This is a genomic window from Bradyrhizobium sp. CCGE-LA001 (genome assembly GCF_000296215.2).
Classification (GTDB): domain Bacteria; phylum Pseudomonadota; class Alphaproteobacteria; order Rhizobiales; family Xanthobacteraceae; genus Bradyrhizobium.
The window spans coordinates 1,156,820-1,179,563 of the sequence record NZ_CP013949.1; the positions used below are offsets into that span (position 1 = coordinate 1,156,820).

Below are 22,744 nucleotides of genomic sequence, written 5' to 3' on the forward strand. Positions count from 1 at the left end.
CTGCCGCGGAACGCGGCTTCGGTCGTCGCCATCATGGCGATCCCTCAGGCCGCGTGCGCGTGGAGGGCGCGAACCGCCCTCCGTTTGGGCAGGGGCGCGCCGGTCGGGACGATCATCCCTTCGGCGCCGTCGAGCGCGCCGTCCGCGAACTCGATCGCCAGCAGGCGGTCGCGCTCGAACGGGCCGGGCAGCGACAGCGCGCCGGTCTTCTCGCCGGAGAAGCCGAAGCGGGCGTAATAAGGGGCATCGCCGAGCAGGATCACGGCGTCCTGCCCGCGCGCCCGGGCGGCGGCCAGCGCTTGATGCATCAGCGCGGCGCCGATCCCGAGCTCGCGGCAGGCAGGGTCGACCGCCAACGGTCCGAGGACCAGAGCGGGCCTGCCTCCGGCGCTGACGTGCCACAGCCGCACGGTTCCCACGAGCTTGCCCTCGCGCACAGCCGACAGGGCAAGGCCCGCGGCGGGTGCACGTCCATCGCGCAGGCGCTGGCAGGTGCGGCCATGGCGATTCTCGCCAAAGCAGGCATCGAGCAGCGCTTCACGCATCGCGACATCGGCAGCACGTTCCGCACGGATCACGAACGGAGCGGCTTTCGAGGTGAGGGCGAGCTGTGGCTTCCGAGGAGCAGTCATGGCGCGTCAGTCCCCGCTTGAAGGACGCGCGATCGGCGCGCCTGTCCAAGACGTCGTCAGAAATCGAGATGTGAGGGAGGAGCCGGCAAGCCGGCTCCCGGGTTCGTCAGGCCTCAAACCGAGAGGCAAATCAGATGTGATACGTCCGCAGCGGCGGAATGCCGTTGAACGCCACCGACGAGTAGGTCGACGTATAGGCCCCGGTGCCTTCGATCAGCACCTTGTCGCCGATCTCGAGCGTCACCGGGAGCGGATACGGGTTCTTCTCGTACAGCACGTCGGCGCTGTCGCAGGTCGGGCCTGCGAGCACGCACGGCGTCATGTCCGCGCCGTCGTGACGGGTGCGGATGGCGTAGCGGATCGACTCGTCCATCGTCTCGGCGAGACCGCCGAACTTGCCGATGTCCAGGTACACCCAGCGCACCTCGTCCTCGTCGCTCTTCTTCGAGATGAGCACGACCTCGGATTCGATGATGCCGGCGTTGCCCACCATGCCGCGGCCCGGCTCGATGATGGTCTCCGGAATCTGGTTGCCGAAGTGCTTGCGCAGCGCGCGGAAGATCGAACGGCCGTAGGTGACGACCGGCGGCACGTCCTTCAGGTACTTGGTCGGGAAGCCGCCGCCCATGTTGACCATGGACAGGTTGATGCCGCGCTCGGCGCAGTCGCGGAACACCTGCGAGGCCATCGCCAGCGCGCGGTCCCATGCCTTCACCTTGCGCTGCTGCGAGCCGACATGAAACGAGATGCCGCACGGCTCCAGCCGAAGACGCTTGGCGAGGTCGAGCACCTCGACCGCCATCTCCGGATCGCAGCCGAACTTGCGCGACAGCGGCCATTCGGCGCCAGCGCAGTCATAGAGGATGCGGCAGAACACCTTCGCGCCGGGTGCGGCACGGGCGACCTTCTCGACCTCGGCGGCGCAGTCGACCGCGAACAGCCGAATGCCGAGCGCGAAGGCGCGCGCGATGTCGCGCTCCTTCTTGATCGTGTTGCCGAAGGAGATGCGGTCGGGCGTCGCACCGGCGGCCAGCGCCATCTCGATCTCGGCGACCGTCGCGGTGTCGAAGCAGGAGCCCATGGAGGCGAGCAGCGCCAGCACTTCCGGCGCCGGGTTCGCCTTGACGGCATAGAACACGCGGCTGTCGGGCAGCGCCTTGGCGAAGCTCTGGTAATTGTCGCGCACGACCTCGAGGTCGACGACGAGGCACGGCTCGGTGTCGAGGCCATCCTTGCGGCGGTTGCGCAGGAATTCCTGGATACGTTCGGTCATAGCACTCTCCAAAGCGGCCCCAGCGACGGAGCTCGTTCAAAGTGGTTCTCGGACGAGGGTGCTACGCCGCTGCCGCACGATGGAGACGCGACAGGGCTAAGACCCTAGACCGAATTGTGCTGCCGTGGATTGGTTGGGAGTTTTCCCGCCCGCACACCTGGCAATGAAGGACAAGCCTTTTCAGTAGCCCGCGCCGGCGTTGGACTGCCGGTAGAGACCAAAAAAGCCCGATCCGTCGTTGCTTTAAGTCGCGTCCCCCGTTGAGAGCGGGGTGCGCCGGTTCGCCTCCGGCTGCCAGTCACGGTTGCAAAGAGCGAAGTCACCTTCGACAAGGCATCTCTTTGAGAGAGATGCTGGACACTCCGGGTTTGCTTCGTCTTCCGACCTCAGTCTCGCGACCTTTGGTCTTCGACTTCCGCACTTCCGAAGAGCCCCTCGGCTTCTTCACCCCTTGGCGGCTGTCCGGCCTCTTGTCCGGATACCTACCGACTGACACACGACCACAGGCACGTGCGAAATTGGGCAAGTCCGCACATAAGCGTTTTGACTCTGCTTCGCAAGAATTTTTTTAGGCTGAGAACAGAATTGCCTAACATCTGCTTGCGCAGTGTTGCGCGAGCGATGCGGAAGATGAACGTGCGTTAAGTTTTTGAGGAGCGCGCCCGTCTCTCGCGCGCGAGATGCGTCAGCCGCGCTTGGTGAAAGGCTCGATGCGCTGAGCTGCGCGAATGAACGCGGTCATCACGAGCACGCCGAGTGCGAACAGCACGGCCTGGAGGATGTGCGCGCCCTGATCGCCGAGTCCGAACAGGATCGCCAGCGCCCAGCCGCCGGCAAAGGCCGCGCCGAACACCTCCGCGCCGATCAGGATGGCGGCGCTGATGACGGTGATGACGCTCGGCCAGGCGATCTGGCGGGAAGATGAGGAAGGCGCGTTCATGGGGCTCAGGGGTCCTGACTTCGAGGGCCGCAATCTCCTCGAAAAGGCGGCCGGGAGCAAGGGCAAACCGGCCCAAAAAAGCCCCATCGCGTGCTATAGCTGGCCGCAACAAATCAGCTCAAAAACCGGGACTTGCGATGTCAGAACCCCGCCAAACCACGGACTCCGAGACCAACCCGCTGCTGAAGGCCTGGGTGACGCCGTTCGCGGCCCCGCCCTTCGACGAGATCAAGCCGGAGCACTTCCTGCCGGCCTTCGAGCAGGCCTTCGCCGATCACTCCGCGGAGATCGCGGCGATCACCAATGATCCGGCCGCGCCCGACTTCGCCAACACCATCACGGCGCTGGAGCGCTCAGGCAAGCTGCTCAGCAAGGTCGCGGCGGTCTTCTACGACCTCGTCTCGGCGCATTCCAACCCGGCCATCCTGGAGATCGACAAGGAGGTCTCCTTGCGGATGGCGCGGCACTGGAATCCGATCATGATGAACGCCGTGCTGTTTGGCCGCATCGCCCACCTGCACGAGAACCGCGCCTCGCTCGGTCTCACGCCCGAGCAGCTGCGCCTCCTGGAGCGCACCTACACCCGCTTCCACCGTTCCGGTGCCGGCCTCTCCGACGAGGCCAAGACGCGGATGGCGGAGATCAACGAGAGGCTCGCCCAGCTCGGCACCGGCTTCAGCCATCACCTGCTCGGCGACGAGCAGGAATGGTTCCTGGAGCTCGGCGAGGCCGACCGCCAGGGCCTGCCGGAGAGCTTCATTGCCGGCGCCAAGGCTGCGGCAGAAGAGCGCGGCATGGCAGGCAAGGCCATCGTCACGCTGTCGCGCTCCTCGGTGGAGCCGTTCCTGAAGAGCTCGGCGCGGCGCGACCTGCGCGAGAAGGTCTACAAGGCTTTCATCGCGCGCGGCGACAACGGCAACGCCAACGACAACAACGCTACCATCGTCGAGATCCTGAAGCTGCGTGAGGAGAGCGCCAAGCTCCTGGGCTATCCGACCTTCGCGGCCTACCGGCTCGAAGACTCCATGGCCAAGACGCCGGAAGCGGTGCGGAGCCTGTTGGAGCGGGTCTGGAAGCCGGCGCGCGCCCGCGCGCTCGCCGACCGCGACGACATGCAGGCGCTGATCACGGAGGAGGGCGGCAATTTCAAGCTTGCTCCGTGGGACTGGCGCTTCTATGCCGAAAAGCTGCGCCTGCAGCGCGCCAATTTCGACGACGCCGCGATCAAGCCCTACCTTGCGCTCGACAACATGATCGCCGCCGCCTTCGACTGCGCCACGCGCCTGTTCGGCGTCACCTTCGAGGAGCGCAAGGACGTTCCCGTCTGGCACCCGGACGTGCGGGTCTGGGAGATGAAGGGTCCGGACGGCAAGCACAAGGCGCTGTTCTACGGCGACTACTTCGCCCGGCCCTCGAAGCGATCCGGCGCCTGGATGACCTCGCTGCGGGACCAGCAGAAGCTCGACGGCGACGTTGCGCCGTTAATTCTCAACATCTGCAATTTCACCAAGGGCGCGGACGGCGAGCCCTCGCTGCTGTCGCCCGACGACGCCCGCACCCTGTTCCACGAGTTCGGCCACGGCCTGCACGGCATGCTCTCCAACGTGACCTATCCCTCGCTGTCGGGCACCTCCGTGTTCACCGACTTCGTCGAGCTGCCGTCCCAGCTCTACGAGCACTGGCAGGAACGGCCCGAGGTGCTGCAAAAGTTCGCCCGCCACTACCAGACCGGTGAGCCGCTGCCGGACGATCTCCTGCAGCGCTTCCTCGCGGCGCGGAAGTTCAACCAGGGCTTTGCCACGGTCGAGTTCGTCTCCTCGGCGCTCGTCGATCTCGAATTCCACACCCAGCCGGCGTCGGCCGCAGACGACGTGCGCGCCTTCGAGAGACGCGAACTGGAGAAGATCGGCATGCCCGAGGAGATCGCGCTGCGTCACCGTCCGACGCAGTTCGGCCACATCTTCACCGGCGACCATTATGCCGCGGGCTATTACAGCTACATGTGGTCCGAGGTGATGGACGCCGATGCCTTCGGCGCCTTCGAGGAGGCCGGCGACATCTTCGATCCTGCCGTGGCCAAGCGGCTGCACGACGACATCTACTCGTCCGGCGGATCGGTCGACCCGGAGGCCGCCTACGAGGCATTCCGGGGCCGCCCGCCCGAACCGGACGCGCTGCTGCGCCGCCGCGGCCTGCTCGACACGGCAAAGGCCGCCTGATGGGCATGCGCGCACTTCTCGGCCTGTTGCTCGCCGCCGGCCTGTCGCTCGCCGCCGGTGCGGCGAGCGCGCATCCGCATGTCTGGATCACCGCGACCAGCGAGTTGCTCTACGCCGCGGATGGTTCGATCACCGGCGTGCGCCACGCCTGGACCTTCGACGACATGTTCTCGACCTATGCGCTGCAGGGGCTCGAAAGCAAGACCAAGGGCGCCTATACGCGCGAGGAGCTCGGGCCGCTGGCGCAGACCAACGTCGAGTCGCTGAAGGAGTATGCCTACTTCACCTTCGCGCGAGCCGACGGCAGGAAGGAACGATTTCAGGAACCGGTCGACTATTTCCTCGACTACAAGGATACGGTGCTGACCCTGCACTTCACGCTGCCGCTGAAGAACCCGGTCAAGTCCAAGCAGCTGGTGCTCGAAGTGTTCGACCGCTCCTTCTTCATCGACTTCCAGATGGCCAAGGACAATCCGGTCAAGCTGGTCGGTGCGCCCGCGGGCTGCCAGATGAAGCTGGAACGGCCGAGCGACGGCACAGCGAGCGCCCAGAAGCTCAACGAGCAGACCTTCCTGAACGGCGAGAACTCGAACTTCGGCATGATGTTCGCCAACAAGATCACGGTGGATTGCCCTTGAAGCCGCAACTCTCCCCGCTCGCACGCGGGCTGCTCGTCTGCGCCGCGGTGCTGCTGGTTGTGGGTGTGGCCGATGCCGCGCTTCATGATCTCCTCGCGCAGAATCCGTTCGGCGCGCCGCGCGCCTCGCAGCCGGCCCAGCCCGAGGCGGGCGGAATTGTCGGCTGGCTCCTCGCAAAGCAGTCGGAGTTTTACCGCCAGATGTCGGCGACGATCCGGGCCGCCAAGTCCGACGGCTCGGCGGTGTGGACGCTGCTCTTCATCTCGTTTGCCTATGGCGTCTTCCATGCCGCCGGGCCCGGCCACGGCAAGGCGGTGATCGCGTCCTATCTGGTCGCGAACCGCGAGACAGCGCGGCGCGGCATCGCGCTGTCCTTTGCCTCGGCGCTGATGCAGTCGCTGGTCGCGATCCTGATCGTCGGCATCTCGGCCTGGGTGCTGAACGCGACGGCCAAGACCATGTGCAAGGCCGAAGGCGTGATCGAGATCGCGAGCTATGGCCTGATCGCGCTGTTCGGCCTGCGCCTGGTCTGGGTCAAGGGCGGCGCCTTCATCCGCGCGCTCCAGGCCGCCCAGCCGGTGCCGGCCATTGCGGGCGTGCCGCACGATCATGATCACGATCATCACCATCATCGTGATGCGCATGATCATCATCACCACGATCACGGCCATGATCATCACCATGGCCACGGCCACGTTCACCATCACCATGGGCATGATCATGTCCATGACGAGCATTGCGGCCACTCCCACGGTCCGACTCCCAGCGAGCTCGCCGGTCCCGGAGGCTGGCGGCGCGGCTTCGCTGCGATCCTGACCGTCGGCATCCGCCCGTGCTCGGGCGCGATCCTGGTGCTGGTGTTCGCGCTGGCGCAGGGCCTGTTCTGGGCCGGCATCGCCGCGACCTTGCTGATGGGACTGGGCACCGCGATCACGGTCGCGGCCATCGCGGTCGTCGCCGTCTCCGCCAAGGGCCTCGCCGCCCGCCTCAGCGCCGGACGCGACGGCGGCGGCGCGCTGTTCATGCGCGGCATCGAGTTCGGCGCCGCCGGTCTCGTGTTGCTGTTCGGCGTCGGTCTCTTGTTCGGCTACATCGCCGCCGAACGGACGACGTGTTTTTGAGTAGTCTCCGCAGTTCGCGGCGCTCAGCGAGGTATGACGGTCGTGCATCTTGTTTCGTCATTGCGAGCCACCGGGTCCGCGCGAATGCGCGGCCCGATGACAGGCTCCGCGAAGCAATCCAGATTGTCTCTGCAGCGGCAGTCTGGATTGCTTCGTCGCAAGGGCTCCTCGCAATGACGAGCGGAAACATTTGGGTTTGGGGGATTCCATGTCGCGTGAAAATTTCTGGTTCTTCCATCCGTTTCGGGTGCGCTATTCCGAGATCGACGGCCAGGGCGTCGTCTTCAATGCGCATTATCTGACCTATTTCGACACCACCATCACCGAATATTTCCGCACGCTGGGCTTCGACCAATATGCGGATGCCCAGGCGAGCGGCATCGATTTCCACGTCGTCAAATCGCTGATCGAGTACAAGGCGCCGGTCCGCTTCGACTGGGAGCTCGAGGTCGGCGCGCGCGTGGCGCGGATCGGCAATTCGAGCCTCGTCTTCGAGCTTGCCATCTACATGAAAGGCGGCGCCGACGCGTTGGTGACCGGCGAGATCGTGTGGGTCTACACGGACCAGAAGACCCATCGTCCGGTCACGATCCCGGCATCGATGCGGTCACTGATCGCGACGCGGGAGCGGCATCTGGCGGCGTGAGCCGCTCACACCGGCAGAAACTGTTTCAAGGCTGGCATGAAGAAGATCCCGAGATTGATCGCAAAGCCGATGCTCCAGAGGATCGAGCGCAGCGTCGAGCGGTTGCCGAGATAGGTCAGCACATAGGCGATGCGGACAATCAGGAACAGGGCGGCGAGCTCGTCGATCAGCCGCTGCGGCGAATCCCGGTACTCGGCGAGCAGCACCGCGAAGGCGAAGAACGGAAACGTCTCGATGCCGTTCTGATGCGCGCCGAGTGCGCGCTGCGCGAGGGCGTCCTCGAAGAAGGCAGGGTCGCGCGGCCGGGAATTGTCGAACGTGCGAAACCTGATCCATTTGATCGCGGCGATCGTTGACAGATAGAGCAGCAGCGCTCCGAAGACGCACCATTCCGCGAGTGTCATCGTCCTTCCCCGGCCTGGGTGCGACCCTAGCGAAACCGCCCTCATCTTGACAAGTTTGGACCAACGCGCGACCCAACCAGCCATGAACAACGTCGTCCCCGTTGAGACTGCGAAACCGGCCACTCGGGCCGCCCTGCCGCGCGTCGGCGTGCTCCTGGTCAACCTCGGCACGCCCGACACGGCCGATGCGCCGGGCGTGCGGGTGTATCTGAAGGAGTTCCTCAGTGACGCCCGCGTCATCGAGGACCAGGGGCTGATCTGGAAGGCCGTCCTGAACGGGATCATCCTGCGCAGCCGTCCCCGCACCAAGGCGCTGGACTACCAGAAGATCTGGAACACCGAGAAGAACGAGTCGCCGCTGAAGACCATCACGCGCTCGCAGGCCGACGAGCTCGGGGCCGCGCTGTCGGACCGCAGCCACGTCGTCGTGGACTGGGCGATGCGCTACGGCAATCCCTCGATCAAGGCTGGCATCGACGCGCTGATCGCGAAAGGCTGCGAGCGCATTCTCGCCGTCCCGCTGTATCCGCAATATTCCGCCTCGACCTCCGCGACCGTCTGCGACGAGGTGTTCCGCGTACTGACCCGCCTGCGCAACCAGCCGACGCTGCGGGTGACGCCGCCTTATTACGTGGATGCCGCTTATATTGAGGCGCTCGCGACCTCGATTGAGGCGCATCTCGCGACGCTCTCGTTCGAGCCGGAGCTGATCGTCGCCTCCTTCCACGGCATGCCGAAATCCTATGTCGACAAGGGCGATCCGTATCAGAGCCATTGCGTCGCCACGACCGAGGCGCTGCGGAGACGGCTCGGCATGGACGAGACCAAGCTTCTCCTGACCTTCCAGTCCCGCTTCGGCAATGACGAGTGGCTCCAGCCGTATACCGACAAGACCATGGAGCGGCTGGCGAAAGAGGGCGTGCGGCGGATCGCGGTGGTGACGCCGGGCTTCTCGGCCGACTGCCTGGAGACGCTGGAGGAGATCGCGCAGGAGAACGCCGAGATATTCAAGCACAATGGCGGCGAAGAGTTTTCCGCGATCCCCTGCCTCAACGACAGCGAGCCAGGCATGGACGTGATTCGCACGCTCGTGCTGCGCGAGCTCCAGGGCTGGATCTGATGGTTCGCCCCATGGATCGCCGTCACTGTCTGGCGCTTCTTGGGATGATCGCGGCATTGCCGGCCTCGGTGCAGGCGCAGCAGCCGGCTGCAACGCGCCGGCTCGGCGTGCTCTCGGTCACCGCGGCCGAGGATGCGATCGGGCAGGCCCGTAGCACCATCCTGGTCGAGGCGCTCGCCGGCCTGGGCTGGAAGGAGCGCGACAACCTCAAGATCGACTGGCGCAGCGGCGGCGGCGACCGGGCGCGGATCGCACGCCTTGCGGACGAGCTGGTCGCGCTCAAGCCCGACATCCTGCTTGCGGTCGGCACGCCCTCGGTGGAGGAGCTGCGCCAGCGCACCACGGCGATCCCGATCGTGTTCGCCGTCGTCACCGATCCCGTCAGCCAGGGTTTTGTCAGAAACCTCGCGCATCCCGGCGGCAACGCCACCGGTTTCACCGATTACGACGGCCCGCTCGCCGGCAAATGGCTGGAGATGCTGACGCAGGTCACGCCGCCCGTCCGCCGCGTCTTCGTGGTCTACAATCCCGCCACCGCGCCGTTCGCACCCTTGATGCTGCGCACGGTCGAGGAGGCAGCAAAGACGCTTCAGGTGACGGTCGAGCCGGCGCCGGTGAATGACGCCGCCTCGATCGCGGCGCTGGCCTTGCTCAAGGAAGGCGGCCTCCTGGTCCTGCCTGACTTCTTCACCATGGCCAATCGCACGCAGTTGCTGGCGGCCATCGGCGAGGCTCGTCTGCCCGCGGTGTTCTGGAGTCGCACCTTCGTCGAGGAGGGCGGGCTGATGTCCTACAGCACCGACAGCGCCGAGCAGCTGCGCCGCGCCGCCTCCTATATCGACCGCATCCTAAGAGGTGCGCAGCCGGCCGATCTGCCGGTTCAGAACCCGACCACGTTCGAGCTGACGATCAATTTGAAGACGGCCAGGGCGCTTAGCATCTCGCTTCCCGCCGGTCTGCTCGCACTCGCGGACAATGTCATTGAATGAAGCGATCCTCGGCGGTGGCACGGTCATCTCTGTTAAGATTTGCCGCTAGGTCTGCGCTAATGCGCTTTCAAGAGCCGTCGGCAAATACATATCGCGAGCATGCCCTCTCCAGCCGTCTTGTGCAGAATCGCAGCCGTACCGACGTTACTTGCGACCGCTGAACCGGTAGGGTTGCGATCCCGACCAATGACAGCGCGGGAAAGGTCTTTTCCTGCCTTGGAGGATATATGAGCGGTTTCGACATTTTCGCGATTGTTCTGGTTTTGCTCGTCATCGTCACGCTGGTGGCCGGCGTGAAGACGGTGCCGCAGGGCTATGACTGGACCATCGAACGGTTCGGCAAATACACGCAGACGCTGAGCCCCGGGCTCAACCTGATCGTGCCCTATTTCGACCGCGTCGGGCGCAAGATCAACATGATGGAGCAGGTGATCGACATTCCCGAGCAGGAGGTCATCACCAAGGACAACGCCACGGTGACTGTGGACGGCGTCGCCTTCTATCAGGTGTTCGATGCCGCGAAGGCGAGCTACGAGGTCGCCAATCTCAACCAGGCCATCACCGTCCTGACCATGACCAACATCCGTTCGGTGATGGGCTCGATGGATCTCGACCAGGTGCTGTCGCATCGCGACGAGATCAACGAGCGCCTGCTCCGCGTCGTCGACGCCGCGGTCTCGCCCTGGGGCGTCAAGGTCAACCGCATCGAGATCAAGGACATCGTGCCGCCGGCCGATCTCGTCGAGGCCATGGGCCGGCAGATGAAGGCCGAGCGCGTCAAGCGTGCCGACATTCTCGCCGCCGAAGGCCAGCGCCAGTCCGAGATCCTGCGCGCCGAGGGCGCCAAGCAGGGCCAGATCCTGCAGGCCGAAGGCCGGAAGGAAGCGGCGTTCCGCGACGCCGAGGCGCGCGAACGTTCGGCGGAGGCCGAGGCAAAGGCCACGCAGATGGTGAGCGACGCGATTTCCAAAGGCGACGTCGCGGCGTTGAACTATTTCATCGCCGACAAATATATCAAGGCATTCGGCCAGTTCGCGGAGGCGCCGAACCAGAAGATCATCATGCTGCCGATGGAAGCCACCAGCATGCTCGGCTCGCTCGCCGGCATCGGCGAGATCGCCAAGGCGACCTTCGGCGAGAGCGCGGCCTCCGCGGCCGCTGCCGGGCGTCGTCCCGGCTCGGTGCCGCCGACCGGCGGCACGCCGCCGGCGGTGCCGCCACGGCAGGGGTAAGGCGTTTGCGCGGAGGGCATGCGCCATATAGAGAGGTCGTGTCATGACCGACATGTTCGTATCGCTGGGCAATTGGAACTGGCTGATCTTTGGCTTCGTCCTGATGGCGCTGGAGGTGCTGGCCCCGGGTATCTTCCTGTTCTGGCTCGGGCTCGCCGCGCTGCTGGTCGGACTGATCTCGTTCACCGTTGCAATATCCTGGCAGATCCAGCTCGTGATGTTCGCGGTCTTCGCCGCCGCTGCGGTGCCGGTGTGGCGCCGCCTCGCCCGGCCGAAGCCGGACGCCAGCGCCAGCCCGTTCCTGAACAAGCGCAGCGAAGCCCTGCTCGGCCGTGAGTTCACGCTGGAGAAGCCGATCATCGATGGCTCAGGCACCGTCCGCATCGGCGACACGGTCTGGCGCGTCGCCGGTCCGGATACGCCGGCGGGGACCCGGGTCAAGGTGGTGCGGGTCGACGGCGCGAATCTGACGGTGGCCGCGGCATAACTCCCCTGTAAGAGTCCTACCTCTTCCACCGCTCCGCAAATTTGCGCAGCGGCATGAACGTCTCGCACAGTTCCCGGCCCAACGGCGTCAGCCCGTAGCCTCCGGCCTCGCCCAGCTCCACGAACCCCGCCTCGCGCAGCTCAGTCAGCCGCGCTTGCAGCACCGTCGGCGAGGCCTCGTCGCATGCCGTGCGGAGTGCGCGCGAGGTGAGGGACCCGTCGCGCAATTCCCACAGGATCCGCAGGCTCCAGCGCCGGCCGAGCAGGTCGAGCAGCGCCATGATCGGCCGTCCGGTACGCGAGCCGCGGATACTGCGTGTTTTTGGGTCGGCCTGTTTCGCCATCGATGCCCCCTTGCGTGTTGCTACAAATATTGTAGCATAGTGATACGGTAATTGTAGCAACGGAGACGGCCCATGTCCCACTTCGCGCCCCGCATCGCGCCGCTCGATCCGCCTTTTCCCCCAAAGATCCAGCAGCAGTTCGATCGCATCATGCGCGGCGCGCCGCCGCTGGTGCTGTTTCGGGTGCTGGCGGGCCACGCCCGCGCCTGGGACAAGTTTCGCGCCGGCGGGCTCCTTGATCCCGGCCCGCTCTCGCTGCGCCAGCGCGAGATCGTCATCGACCGCACCTGCGCGCTGAACAGATGCGAGTATGAATGGGGCGTCCATGTCGCGATCTTTGCCGGTGCGGCAAAGCTCACCGAGGAGGAGGTGCGGGCGACGGTGCTGGGCGATGCGGCGTCGGCCTGCTGGTCACCGGCAGAGCAGACGCTGATCGCGGCTGTAGACGCGCTGCATCACCACGCGACGCTCGACGACGAGGGATTTGCGGCACTTTCGGTGCATTACGACGAGGCGCAGATCCTGGAGATTATGCTCCTGTGCGGCTTCTATCGCACAGTGTCGTATCTGGCGAACGGCTTGAAGCTGCCGCTGGAGGAAAAGGCGGCGCGGTTTCCGGGATAGGTCCCTCCACCGTCATTGCGAGGAGCTCTTGCGACGAAGCAATCCAGAGTCTTTCCGCGGAGGGATTCTGGATTGCTTCGCTTCGCTCGCAATGACGAGTGGCGAGCCCCCTACGCCACGCCCGCCCGCAACAGATCATGCAGGTGCACGATCCCGACCACCTTGCCCGCATCGGTCACGACCAGCGTGGTGATCTTGCGCGTGTTCAGCACCTCGATCATCTCGGTCGCGAGCATCGAGGGTGGCACCGTCTTCGGTTGCCGGGTCATGATCTCGTCGACCGTCACCGTCAGAAGGTCGGGCCGCATGTGGCGGCGGAGGTCGCCGTCGGTGATGATGCCGACGGCCTCGCCCGCATCGTTGACGATGCAGACGCAGCCGAGCCCCTTGGCGGACATCTCGACGATGGCGTCCGACATCTTGGTGCCTTCGGGCTTGATCGGGATCTCCGCGCCGGTGCGCATGTAGTCGCGGACGAATTTCAGCATCGCGCCCAGCTTGCCGCCGGGGTGGAAATGCGCGAACTCCAGCGCGGTGAAGCCGCGCCCCTCCAGCAGCGCGATCGCGATGGCGTCGCCGATCGCGGCCTGCATCAGCGTCGAGGTGGTCGGTGCCAGATTGTGCGGGCAGGCCTCGCGCGCCTTCGGCAACTCGATCACGATGTCGGCGGCCTGACCCAGCGAGGAGGCTGCGCTCGACGTCACCGCGATCATGGGAATCGCAAAGCGCGCCGAATAGTTCACGAGGTTCTTCATCTCCGGCTGCTCGCCGGACCAGGACAGCGCCATGATGACGTCGTCGGGCGTGATCATGCCGAGATCGCCGTGGCCGGCCTCGGCCGCGTGCACGAAGAAAGCGGGGGTGCCGGTCGAAGCCAGCGTCGCCGCGATCTTGCGGCCCATATGGCCGGACTTGCCGAGCCCGGTGACGATGACGCGGCCCTTGGCGTTGCGGATCAGGTCGACGGCTTTCGCAAACGTCGCACCCAGCGGGCCGCGCAGGGCCGCGGCGAGCGCATTGATGCCGCCGCTCTCCGTCTCCAGCGTGCGGAGTGCGGATTCGACGCTGTCAGGAATGGAGCCGGATGATGCGGTCATCAGCGGTTTCGAACTCGGCATGAGCAGGTCCAGGGGGAGGGGCGTTCGCCCGTTGGCGCCTGCTTAGCACGCCGCGGCCGTGGAGGCGACGTGGCCGCCAAAGCCCTCAACGGGTCATTAACCATAATTGTTTTAACTCCATTAACGATGGTTCCCCTCAGCGACGGGAGATCATCAGAAAAGTGTTTGATTTTGTTGGAGTTCTTCCACGTGGGGTCGTCTCCAGGCACCGGCCGGAGCATACGCGCGCATTTCCTGCGCGCCGCTTTGCCGTGCCTTGCGCTGACGGCCCTCGACAGCGCACCGGCGGGCGCCCAGAGCCTCACGCCAGAACTCTTCAATCCCAGCCGCGGCGGCTTCGCCTCGCCCGAGACGCTGCCGACGCGCCGCACCGCCGGCGTGCCGCAGGCGCCGTCGGATGCGTTGCCGGCGCTGCCCGATCCCAATGATCTACGCCGGCGCCAGCAGGCCCCCGCGACTTCGCGTCCAGGCCAAACCGCAACCGGGCCGGTGCCGACCTACGGCCTGCCCGCCGCCAATGGCGCGAGCGGCTCAGGCTACGATTCGCTCAACCGCAAGCGACAGCAGCCAAAACTCTATCCCGGGCAGCCCAAGCCGAAGCGCCCGGTCGGCCCCGGCTCGAAGGCGCCGCCGGCGACGCCGGAGCGCACGCTAACGCCGCCGCGCATCGCACCGCCCCCCTCTGAGACCGCGCACAAGGTGCCGGTGCCGCCGGCGATGGCGGGCAACGTGCCCGGCCAGCCGCTGCGCCGCCGTCTCAAGCTGGATGAGGATCCGTTCGGCGCTGTCGGCGACTACGCCGGCAGCTTCCTGATCAAGGGCGGGCTCGAGCTCTCCGCCGGCTACGACACCAACCCGACGCGCCTGAACAAGCCGGTGGGCTCGCCGGCTTACGTGATCGCGCCCGATCTGCTCGTGGTGTCCGATTGGGAGCGCCATGCGCTGGTCGCCGATCTGCGCGGCTCGTTCTCGGGCTACACCAACGACATGCCGGCGACGATCAACGGCTTCGCCTCGCCGTCGCCGGTCGAGGCCAATCGTCCCGATTTCACCGGCCATGTCGATGGTCGCGTCGACGTCACCCGCGATTTCAAGCTGCTCTCGCAGATGCGCCTGCGGCTCGCCACCGACAATCCCGGCAGCCCGAACGTGCAGGCCGGCCTGCAGAAATACCCGGTCTATGCAACCTACGGCACGACCATCGGCTTCGACCAGACCTTCAATCGCTTCCAGGTCTCGGCCGGCGCCACCGTCGATCGCACTGCCTACACCGATTCAAGGCTCACCGACGGCTCGACCTTTCCCAACACCGACCGCGACTTCAATCAATATGGCGGCGTCGGGCGGTTCTCCTACGATCTGAAGCCGGGCCTCAAGCCCTTCGTCGAAATCCAGGGCGACACCCGCGTCCACGACCAGGCCGCCGATCGCAACGGCTTCTTCCGCGACTCGAACGGCGGCTATGCCAAGGTCGGCTCGTCCTTCGAGTTCTCACGCATCCTCACCGGCGAGATCTCGGTCGGCTATTCCGCGCGCAACTACACCGACCCGCGTCTCAGCCAGCTCGCGGGCTTCCTCACCACGGGGTCGCTGATCTGGAATGCGAGCGGCCTCACCACCGTGAAACTTTTCACCGACACGCAGATCAACGAGACCACCGTCCCCGGATCGTCCGGCGTGTTGGTGCGCACCTATTCGGCGGAAGTCGACCACGACTTCCGCCGCTGGCTCACCGCGGTCGGCAAATTCACCTACGGCACGTACGACTATCAGAACCAGAACCGCAACGACAAAACGTATTCGCTTGAAGGCAATTTGATCTACAAGCTCAACCGCAACATCTGGGTCAAGGGCACGCTCCGCCACGACATCCTGGATTCGAACATCGCCGCGGCGAGCTCGCAGGGCACCGTGGTACTGCTGGGGGTGAGGCTGCAGAATTGAGTGCGCACGTGCGCATTGCAACGTATGTGGCCTAGTTAGCGGCGCTCATGCCACTCACTCAGCTGTCATGCCCCGGCTTGACCGGGGCATTCAGTACGCCGCGGCCCATCGAGTGAACCACTGCCGTCTCGGAGTACTGGATCGCCCGGTCAAGCCGGGCGATGACACCGTTTGCTAATCTGGTAGCTCGCGCCGCGCCTCAGCGCGGCAGGTCCGTCTTCCCCATCAAGAACGTGTCGATCGAACGCGCGCACAGCCGGCCCTCACGGATCGCCCACACTACGAGCGATTGCCCGCGGCGCATGTCGCCGGCGGTGAACACGTTGGGGCGCGATGTCTGGTAGTCCAGCGTGTTGGCCTTGACGTTACCGCGCGGGTCGAGCTCGACCGAGAGCAGCTTGAGCAGGCCCTCGTGCACGGGATGGACGAAGCCCATCGCGAGCAGGACGAGCTCGGCATCGAGCTCGAACTCGGTGCCGGCGATCGGCTTGAACTTGTCGTCGACGCGGACGCAATGCAGCTTCTTCACCTGGCCGTTCTCGCCGGTGAATTTCTGGGTCAGCACCGCGAATTCGCGGACGGCGCCTTCGGCCTGGCTGGACGAGGTGCGCATCTTCAGCGGCCAGTTCGGCCAGGTCAGGCCCTTGTTCTCGCGCTCGGGCGGGGCGGGCATGATCTCGAGCTGGGTGACCGACAACGCGCCCTGGCGCAGCGAGGTGCCGATGCAGTCGGATCCGGTGTCGCCGCCGCCGATCACGACGACATGCTTGCCGCCGGCCAGAATCTCCTGGACGCCGCCGAGCGGCTCCTCCGAGACGCGACGGTTCTGCTGCGGCAGGAAGTCCATGGCGTAGTGGATGCCGGCGAGCTCACGGCCGGGGATCGGCAGGTCGCGCGGGGCTTCCGCGCCGCCGGTCAGCGCCACCGCGTCGTACTCGTTGAGCATCTCGCGCGGATCGACATTGCCGTCGGCGCCGACATGGCTGTTGTAGTGGAAGGTGACGCCTTCGGCCTCCATCTGCTTGACGCGGCGGTCGATGACGCCCTTCTCCATCTTGAAGTCGGGAATGCCGTAGCGCAGCAGGCCGCCGGCCTTGGCGTACTTCTCGAACAGGTGCACGTCGTGACCGGCGCGCGCGAGCTGCTGCGCGCAGGCCATGCCGGCCGGCCCCGAGCCGACCACCGCGACCTTCTTGCCGGTCTTCTCGGCTGCGATCTCAGGCTTCAGCCAGCCATTGTCCCAGGCGCGATCGACGATCGCGCATTCGATGGTCTTGATGGTGACGGGGTTGTCGTCGATGTTGAGCGTGCAGGACGCTTCGCACGGCGCCGGGCAGATGCGTCCCGTGAACTCCGGGAAATTGTTGGTCGAGTGCAAATTGCGCGAAGCTTCTTCCCAATTGCCCTGATAGACGAGGTCGTTCCAGTCGGGGATCTGGTTGTTGACGGGGCAACCGGGCGTGCCGGGCGCGACCGAGCCTGTGCCGTGGCAATAGGGGATGCCGCAATTCATGCAGCGCGCGGCTTGGTCGCGCACCTCTTTCTCGGAGAGGGGAACGACGAACTCGCTGTAATGCTTCACGCGCTCGGCGACCGGGGTGTACTTGCGGTCGTGCCGTTCGATTTCGAGAAAACCCGTGATCTTGCCCATTAAACCCGAAGTCCCTGCCGCTTGGTCGTTTGTTCTCTCACTCCTCATCCTGAGGAGCGGCGCGCTCTTCGCGCCGCGTCTCGAAGGATAGAGGCCGGATGGTAGTCTCATGGTTCGAGACGGCGCTACGCGCCTCCTCACCATGAGGCTTCTTTAAGCCCCGATCGCGATTTTCGGCTCGGCGTCCGCGTTGGCGGCCATCTCGCGAAGTGCGCGCCGGTACTCGACCGGCATCACCTTGCGGAATTTGGGCAGCCATTCCTTCCAATTGGCCAGGATGTCGGCGGCGCGCTTGGAGCCGGTCGCTTTCGCATGGCGCGAGATCAGGACGTGCAACCGCTCGACGTCGGAATCGAGCAGGTTCTTGAAGACGTCGACCCGGCCGTGCGCCTCGAGGTCACCTGAGTGGTTGTAGGTGCCGGCGTTGATCAGCTCTTCGGACAGCACCGGCTCGAGTTCGACCATCGACAGATTGCAGAGCCTGTCGAAGTCGCCGGTCTCGTCCAGCACATAGGCGATGCCACCGGACATGCCGGCTGCGAAGTTGCGCCCGGTCTTGCCGAGCACGACCACGATGCCGCCAGTCATGTACTCGCAGCAATGGTCGCCCGCGCCCTCGACCACGGCGACCGCGCCCGAATTGCGCACGGCAAAGCGTTCGCCGGCGATGCCGCGGAAATAGCACTCGCCCTCGATCGCGCCGTACATCACGGTGTTGCCGACGATGATGCTCTCTTCCGGCACGATGCCGGCGTTCCTCGGCGGCTTGACGATGATCTTGCCGCCCGAGAGGCCCTTGCCGACATAGTCGTTGCCTTCACCTTCGAGCTCGAAGGTGACGCCATGGGCGAGCCAGGCGCCGAAGGCCTGGCCGGCGGTGCCCTTGAGGCTGACATGGATCGTGTCATGCGGCAGGCCGGCATGGCCGTAAATCTTGGCGACCGCGCCCGACAGCATCGCGCCTGCTGAGCGGTTGGTGCTGTTGATCGTGGCCTCGATCTTGACAGGCGCGCCGCGGTCGAGCGCGGGCTGCGCCTTCTCGATCAGCGTGCGGTCGAGCACCGCCTCCAGATGATGGTTCTGGCGCTCGGAGTGATAGATCTTCTGGCCCTTCTCCTCCTTTTGCTTGACGAACAGCTTGGAGAAATCGAGGCCCTTGGCCTTCCAATGCGCAACCAGCTTGGTCTGGTCGAGCAGCTGAACCTGGCCGACCATCTCGTTGAAGGTACGGAAGCCGAGCGAGGCCATGATCTCCCGGACTTCTTCGGCGACGAAGAAGAAGTAGTTGATGACGTGCTCGGGCTGACCGGTGAAGCGCTTGCGCAGGACGGGGTCCTGAGTCGCAACGCCGACCGGGCAGGTGTTGAGATGGCACTTGCGCATCATGATGCAGCCGGCCGCGATCAACGGCGCCGTGGCGAAGCCGAACTCGTCGGCGCCGAGCAGCGCGCCGATCACGACGTCACGCCCGGTACGGAAGCCGCCGTCGACCTGGACCACGATGCGGCTGCGCAGTCGCTCGCGCACCAAGGTCTGGTGGGTTTCGGCGAGGCCGATCTCCCACGGCGAGCCGGCATGCTTGATTGAGGTCAGCGGTGATGCGCCGGTGCCGCCCTCGAAGCCAGCGATGGTGACGTGGTCGGCGCGCGCCTTGGCGACGCCCGCGGCGACCGTGCCGACGCCGATCTCGGAGACCAGCTTGACCGAGACGTCACCCGTCGGGTTGACGTTCTTGAGGTCGTAGATGAGCTGCGCGAGATCCTCGATCGAGTAGATGTCGTGGTGCGGCGGCGGCGAGATCAGGCCGACGCCCGGCGTCGAATGCCGGACCTTGGCGATGGTGGCGTCGACCTTGTGGCCGGGCAGCTGGCCGCCTTCGCCGGGCTTGGCGCCCTGAGCCATCTTGATCTGCATCATGTCGGAGTTGACGAGATACTCCGTGGTGACGCCGAAGCGGCCGGAGGCGACCTGCTTGATCGCCGAGCGCATGGAATCGCCGTTCGGCATCGGCTTGAAGCGGTCGGCTTCCTCGCCGCCTTCGCCAGTGTTGGACTTGCCGCCGATCCGGTTCATGGCGATCGCGAGCGTGGTGTGCGCCTCGCGCGAGATCGAGCCGAAGCTCATCGCGCCCGTGGCGAAGCGCTTGACGATGTCCTTGGCCGGCTCGACCTGGTCGAGCGGCACAGGCTTGCGCTTCTCCTCCTCCGCGTTCTTGATCCTGAACAGGCCGCGCAGCGTCAGCAGACGCTCCGACTGCTCGTTGAGGATCTTGGCGAAGGCGCGATAGCGCTCCTGCGAATTGCCGCGCGCGGCGTGCTGCAGCAGCGACACTGACTCGGCGGTCCAGGCATGGTCCTCGCCGCGGCTGCGATAGGCATATTCGCCGCCGACATCGAGCGCGGTCTTGTAGACCTGCGCCTCGCCGAACGCGTCGGCATGACGGCGCACGGCTTCCTCCGCGATCTCGGAAAGCCCGACGCCCTCGACGCGGGTATGCGTGCCGGCGAAGAACTTTGCGACAAAGTCGGCCTTGAGGCCGACCGCGTCGAAGATCTGCGCGCCGCAATAGGACTGGTAGGTCGAGATGCCCATCTTGGACATCACCTTGAGCAGGCCCTTGCCGATCGACTTGATGTAGCGCTTGACGATCTCGTAGTCGTCGAGCGAGCCGGGCAGGCGGTCCTTCATCGCGATGATGGTCTCGAACGCGAGATAGGGATTGATCGCTTCGGCGCCGTAGCCGGCAAGGCAGGCGAAGTGATGCACTTCGCGCGGCTCGCCGGATTCAACGACGAGGCCGACCGAGGTGCGCAGCCCGACGCGGATCAGATGATGATGCACGGCGGCGCAGGCGAGCAGTGCCGGGATCGGCACGCGGTCGGTGCCGACCATGCGGTCAGACAGGATGATGATATTGACGCCTTCGCGCACCGCGCTTTCGGCACGCGCGCAGAGCTCGTCCAGCACCTGGTCCATGCCGGCCGCGCCGAGCCCGGCGTGGAAGGTGGTGTCCAGCGTGCGCGACTTGAAATGCGACTCGGCCACGTCGGAGATCGAGCGGATCTTTTCCAGGTCCGCGTCGGTCAGGATCGGCTGGCGCACTTCGAGACGCTTGGTCGTCGCCATGCCCTGGAGATCGAACAGGTTCGGCCGCGGCCCGATGATGGAGACGAGGCTCATCACCAGCTCCTCGCGGATCGGATCGATCGGCGGGTTGGTGACCTGCGCGAAGTTCTGCTTGAAGTAGGTGAACAGCGGCTTGGCCTTGTCCGACAGCGCCGAGATCGGCGTGTCGTTGCCCATCGAGCCCGCGGCTTCCTCGCCGGTGGACGCCATCGGCGTCATCAGGATCGAGACGTCTTCCTGGCTGTAGCCGAACGCCTGCTGGCGATCGAGCAGCGACAGGTTCGAGCGCACGCCTGTTGTCGGCACCTTCGGCAGCTCTTCCAGCACGATCTGGGTCCGCTCCAGCCACTCCTTATAGGGATGGCTCTTGGCGAGCTCGGCCTTGATCTCGTCGTCCGGGATCAGGCGGCCCTGCTCGAGGTCGACCAGCAGCATCTTGCCGGGCTGCAAGCGCCACTTGGTGATGATCTGGTCCTCGGGGATCGTCAGCACGCCCATCTCGGACGCCATCACGATGCGGTCGTCCTTGGTGACGAGATAGCGCGCCGGCCGCAGGCCGTTGCGGTCCAGCGTGGCGCCGATCTGGCGGCCGTCGGTGAAGGCAATCGCTGCGGGGCCGTCCCACGGCTCCATCAGCGCGGCATGATATTCGTAGAAGGCGCGGCGCTTCTCATCCATCAGCGGATTGCCGGCCCACGCCTCCGGGATCATCATCATCACGGCATGCGGCAGCGAGTAGCCGCCCTGCACCAGGAATTCGAGCGCGTTGTCGAAGCAGGCGGTGTCGGACTGGCCTTCGTAGGAGATCGGCCAGAGCCGGTTGATGTCCTTGCCGTAGAGCTCGGAGCTGACCGAGGCCTGCCGCGCCGCCATCCAGTTGACGTTGCCGCGCAGCGTGTTGATCTCGCCGTTATGCGCGATCATGCGGTAGGGATGCGCCAGCGACCAGGCCGGGAAGGTGTTGGTCGAGAAGCGCTGGTGCACGAGGGCGAGCGCGCTCTCGAAATCGGTCTCGTGCAGGTCGGGATAGTACTTGCCGAGCTGGTCGGCGAGGAACATGCCCTTGTAGATCACGGTGCGGCACGACAGCGAGCAGGGGTAATAGCCGGCAAGGCCGCGGTCGCGGCGCTGGTAGATCGCCTGCGAGATCGACTTGCGCAGGATGTAGAGCCGGCGCTCGAAATCGTCCTCTGTCTTTGCGGTGCCGTTGCGGCCGATGAAAACCTGCATGCAGGCGGGCTCGGTCGGCTTCACGGTGACGCCGAGCGAGGAATTGTCGGTCGGCACGTCGCGCCAGCCGAGCAGGGTCAGGCCCTCTTCCTTGATCTGGTCGGCGATGATGCTCTTGATGACGTTGCGCCAGGCGGTGTCGCGCGGCATGAACAGCGCGCCGATGGCGTATTCGCCGGGCGCCGGCAGCTTGAAGCCGAGCTCCGCGGCCTTGCGGCTGAAGAAGGCGTGCGGGATCTGCACCAGAATGCCGGCACCGTCACCGGCGCGCGGGTCGGCGCCGACCGCGCCACGATGCTCGAGATTGCACAGAATGTTCAGCGCGTCCGAGACGATCTCGTGCGACTTCTTGCCCTTGATGTTGGCAATGAAGCCGACGCCGCAGGAATCCTTCTCGAGCGCAGGATCATAGAGGCCTTCGGCTTTGGGGCGCGAATTGTGCTCTTGGATCGGGTAAGCGATCGGATCGGTCGTTTTCGAGGCGACCGTCGCCGACAGCTCTTCTGCCACGATTTTTGCGCGCTCGAATTGCGACCCGTTCATTGTTCCTGTCCTCTCCGTGCGGCAAGCTGCCTCACCGCTATCTTCGGCGCACCTTGGGCGTTCCGCGGCACCCGCCTCTGGGTCACCGCTCGTCCGCTCGCGAGCCGCATTTTCTTAAATTCAGGCCTAGGCGTTCTTCGTCCCCGAGAACGGCTTTGCCTGGCACCTTCCTGGGGCTCAAGAGCACCAGTTTCCGCTGCAATCCCTATGCCGGAACCGCAAGCAAAATTGAGACAGTCTTCCTGTCCTAACCATCACCTTGCCAAATTTTTGTCTAGCACACAAGCGCGCGGAAGTCCCGATTCCCCATAAGTCAATCAATCGCTTTCCAAAAGTTGCGCAGCCCCGATTTTGGAGCAAACGCGCCCTGATGCGGCCCTTTGGACGCCGGAATCCCAAATGAAGCTTCGGATCAGCCCTTCGGAAGGTGCGCCACGTCGCGAGAAGCGAAAGATGGCGGCCGT

The 22,744-nt window shown here is 65.3% G+C and carries 18 protein-coding genes; 10 read left to right on the forward strand and 8 right to left on the reverse strand.

Going from position 1 to position 22,744, the window contains the following annotated elements; genetic code table 11:
• Nucleotides 1-44: 44 nt before the first annotated feature.
• The 3 genes from BCCGELA001_RS05580 to BCCGELA001_RS05590 all read right to left on the reverse strand — a co-directional run bounded on the left by BCCGELA001_RS05580 (nt 45) and on the right by BCCGELA001_RS05590 (nt 2,845).
• Nucleotides 45-632 (reverse strand): GNAT family N-acetyltransferase, encoded by a 588-nt coding sequence (locus tag BCCGELA001_RS05580; RefSeq protein ID WP_008566105.1) that lies wholly within the window; start codon nt 630-632, stop codon nt 45-47.
• A 130-nt stretch (nt 633-762) separates the two neighbouring features.
• Entirely contained in the window at nt 763-1,905 is a 1,143-nt protein-coding gene (locus tag BCCGELA001_RS05585; protein WP_060734791.1) for a type III PLP-dependent enzyme, read from the reverse strand.
• A gap of 685 nt (nt 1,906-2,590) precedes the next feature.
• Nucleotides 2,591-2,845, reverse strand: coding sequence for a hypothetical protein (locus BCCGELA001_RS05590; protein WP_008543757.1), 255 nt, complete (start codon nt 2,843-2,845; stop codon nt 2,591-2,593).
• A 137-nt stretch (nt 2,846-2,982) separates the two neighbouring features.
• Here BCCGELA001_RS05590 and BCCGELA001_RS05595 point away from each other — a divergent pair, with 137 nt between their 5' ends.
• The 4 genes from BCCGELA001_RS05595 (at nt 2,983) to BCCGELA001_RS05610 (ending at nt 7,469) form a co-directional block, all read left to right on the forward strand.
• Nucleotides 2,983-5,064: a M3 family metallopeptidase gene (locus tag BCCGELA001_RS05595; RefSeq protein WP_060734792.1), complete on the forward strand. Its 2,082-nt coding sequence runs from the start codon at nt 2,983-2,985 to the stop codon at nt 5,062-5,064.
• On the forward strand, nt 5,064-5,702 hold the full coding sequence (locus BCCGELA001_RS05600) for a DUF1007 family protein (RefSeq protein WP_008543771.1): 639 nt from the start codon (nt 5,064-5,066) through the stop codon (nt 5,700-5,702). Before BCCGELA001_RS05595 ends, BCCGELA001_RS05600 begins: the two co-directional genes overlap by 1 nt.
• On the forward strand, nt 5,699-6,823 hold the full coding sequence (locus tag BCCGELA001_RS05605; RefSeq protein ID WP_193409763.1) for a nickel/cobalt transporter: 1,125 nt from the start codon (nt 5,699-5,701) through the stop codon (nt 6,821-6,823). Before BCCGELA001_RS05600 ends, BCCGELA001_RS05605 begins: the two co-directional genes overlap by 4 nt.
• Before the next feature lie 208 nt (nt 6,824-7,031).
• Complete coding sequence (locus tag BCCGELA001_RS05610; RefSeq protein WP_008543776.1) at nt 7,032-7,469, forward strand: acyl-CoA thioesterase; 438 nt, start codon at nt 7,032-7,034, stop codon at nt 7,467-7,469.
• Between the two features lie 5 nt (nt 7,470-7,474).
• On the opposite strand, the gene BCCGELA001_RS05615 is transcribed toward BCCGELA001_RS05610, so the two are convergent.
• Nucleotides 7,475-7,873, reverse strand: coding sequence for an MAPEG family protein (locus tag BCCGELA001_RS05615; protein WP_008543777.1), 399 nt, complete (start codon nt 7,871-7,873; stop codon nt 7,475-7,477).
• Nucleotides 7,874-7,955: 82 nt separating this feature from the next.
• Between BCCGELA001_RS05615 and hemH the strand changes: the two genes are divergently transcribed.
• The 4 genes from hemH (at nt 7,956) to BCCGELA001_RS05635 (ending at nt 11,701) form a co-directional block, all read left to right on the forward strand.
• On the forward strand, nt 7,956-8,993 hold the full coding sequence (hemH, locus tag BCCGELA001_RS05620; protein WP_060734794.1) for a ferrochelatase: 1,038 nt from the start codon (nt 7,956-7,958) through the stop codon (nt 8,991-8,993).
• 11 nt (nt 8,994-9,004) lie between these two features.
• A complete protein-coding gene (locus BCCGELA001_RS05625) occupies nt 9,005-9,982 on the forward strand; it encodes an ABC transporter substrate-binding protein (RefSeq protein ID WP_060734795.1) in 978 nt (325 codons plus the stop codon).
• 227 nt (nt 9,983-10,209) lie between these two features.
• Nucleotides 10,210-11,214 carry an SPFH domain-containing protein gene (locus BCCGELA001_RS05630; RefSeq protein WP_060734796.1) on the forward strand — a complete coding sequence of 335 codons (1,005 nt, stop codon included), beginning with the start codon at nt 10,210-10,212 and terminating at the stop codon, nt 11,212-11,214.
• A gap of 43 nt (nt 11,215-11,257) precedes the next feature.
• The gene (locus BCCGELA001_RS05635; protein ID WP_060734797.1) at nt 11,258-11,701 is read left to right on the forward strand and encodes an NfeD family protein; all 444 of its coding nucleotides are present in this window, start codon (nt 11,258-11,260) and stop codon (nt 11,699-11,701) included.
• 16 nt (nt 11,702-11,717) lie between these two features.
• Here BCCGELA001_RS05635 and BCCGELA001_RS05640 read toward each other — a convergent pair whose 3' ends face one another.
• On the reverse strand, nt 11,718-12,044 hold the full coding sequence (locus tag BCCGELA001_RS05640; RefSeq protein WP_060734798.1) for a winged helix-turn-helix transcriptional regulator: 327 nt from the start codon (nt 12,042-12,044) through the stop codon (nt 11,718-11,720).
• Between the two features lie 72 nt (nt 12,045-12,116).
• On the opposite strand from BCCGELA001_RS05640, the gene BCCGELA001_RS05645 reads away from it, so the two are divergent.
• Nucleotides 12,117-12,668 (forward strand): carboxymuconolactone decarboxylase family protein, encoded by a 552-nt coding sequence (locus BCCGELA001_RS05645; RefSeq protein ID WP_008569398.1) that lies wholly within the window; start codon nt 12,117-12,119, stop codon nt 12,666-12,668.
• A 110-nt stretch (nt 12,669-12,778) separates the two neighbouring features.
• Here BCCGELA001_RS05645 and BCCGELA001_RS05650 read toward each other — a convergent pair whose 3' ends face one another.
• The gene (locus BCCGELA001_RS05650; RefSeq protein ID WP_060734799.1) at nt 12,779-13,786 is read right to left on the reverse strand and encodes a KpsF/GutQ family sugar-phosphate isomerase; all 1,008 of its coding nucleotides are present in this window, start codon (nt 13,784-13,786) and stop codon (nt 12,779-12,781) included.
• Between the two features lie 189 nt (nt 13,787-13,975).
• Here BCCGELA001_RS05650 and BCCGELA001_RS05655 point away from each other — a divergent pair, with 189 nt between their 5' ends.
• Nucleotides 13,976-15,730 carry an outer membrane beta-barrel protein gene (locus BCCGELA001_RS05655; RefSeq protein ID WP_060737503.1) on the forward strand — a complete coding sequence of 585 codons (1,755 nt, stop codon included), beginning with the start codon at nt 13,976-13,978 and terminating at the stop codon, nt 15,728-15,730.
• A 199-nt stretch (nt 15,731-15,929) separates the two neighbouring features.
• Here BCCGELA001_RS05655 and BCCGELA001_RS05660 read toward each other — a convergent pair whose 3' ends face one another.
• Nucleotides 15,930-17,381, reverse strand: coding sequence for a glutamate synthase subunit beta (locus BCCGELA001_RS05660; protein WP_008543791.1), 1,452 nt, complete (start codon nt 17,379-17,381; stop codon nt 15,930-15,932).
• Between the two features lie 153 nt (nt 17,382-17,534).
• Nucleotides 17,535-22,280, reverse strand: coding sequence for a glutamate synthase large subunit (gltB, locus tag BCCGELA001_RS05665; protein WP_060734800.1), 4,746 nt, complete (start codon nt 22,278-22,280; stop codon nt 17,535-17,537).
• Nucleotides 22,281-22,744: the final 464 nt, after the last annotated feature.

Coding starts and splice junctions, on each gene's coding strand:
- BCCGELA001_RS05580 (WP_008566105.1), bottom strand. CDS start 632: ATGACTGCTCCTCGGAAGCCACAGCTCGCCCTCACCTCGAAAGCCGCT.
- BCCGELA001_RS05585 (WP_060734791.1), bottom strand. CDS start 1,905: ATGACCGAACGTATCCAGGAATTCCTGCGCAACCGCCGCAAGGATGGC.
- BCCGELA001_RS05590 (WP_008543757.1), bottom strand. CDS start 2,845: ATGAACGCGCCTTCCTCATCTTCCCGCCAGATCGCCTGGCCGAGCGTC.
- BCCGELA001_RS05595 (WP_060734792.1), top strand. CDS start 2,983: ATGTCAGAACCCCGCCAAACCACGGACTCCGAGACCAACCCGCTGCTG.
- BCCGELA001_RS05600 (WP_008543771.1), top strand. CDS start 5,064: ATGGGCATGCGCGCACTTCTCGGCCTGTTGCTCGCCGCCGGCCTGTCG.
- BCCGELA001_RS05610 (WP_008543776.1), top strand. CDS start 7,032: ATGTCGCGTGAAAATTTCTGGTTCTTCCATCCGTTTCGGGTGCGCTAT.
- BCCGELA001_RS05615 (WP_008543777.1), bottom strand. CDS start 7,873: ATGACACTCGCGGAATGGTGCGTCTTCGGAGCGCTGCTGCTCTATCTG.
- hemH (WP_060734794.1), top strand. CDS start 7,956: ATGAACAACGTCGTCCCCGTTGAGACTGCGAAACCGGCCACTCGGGCC.
- BCCGELA001_RS05625 (WP_060734795.1), top strand. CDS start 9,005: ATGGATCGCCGTCACTGTCTGGCGCTTCTTGGGATGATCGCGGCATTG.
- BCCGELA001_RS05630 (WP_060734796.1), top strand. CDS start 10,210: ATGAGCGGTTTCGACATTTTCGCGATTGTTCTGGTTTTGCTCGTCATC.
- BCCGELA001_RS05635 (WP_060734797.1), top strand. CDS start 11,258: ATGACCGACATGTTCGTATCGCTGGGCAATTGGAACTGGCTGATCTTT.
- BCCGELA001_RS05640 (WP_060734798.1), bottom strand. CDS start 12,044: ATGGCGAAACAGGCCGACCCAAAAACACGCAGTATCCGCGGCTCGCGT.
- BCCGELA001_RS05645 (WP_008569398.1), top strand. CDS start 12,117: ATGTCCCACTTCGCGCCCCGCATCGCGCCGCTCGATCCGCCTTTTCCC.
- BCCGELA001_RS05650 (WP_060734799.1), bottom strand. CDS start 13,786: ATGCCGAGTTCGAAACCGCTGATGACCGCATCATCCGGCTCCATTCCT.
- BCCGELA001_RS05660 (WP_008543791.1), bottom strand. CDS start 17,381: ATGGGCAAGATCACGGGTTTTCTCGAAATCGAACGGCACGACCGCAAG.
- gltB (WP_060734800.1), bottom strand. CDS start 22,280: ATGAACGGGTCGCAATTCGAGCGCGCAAAAATCGTGGCAGAAGAGCTG.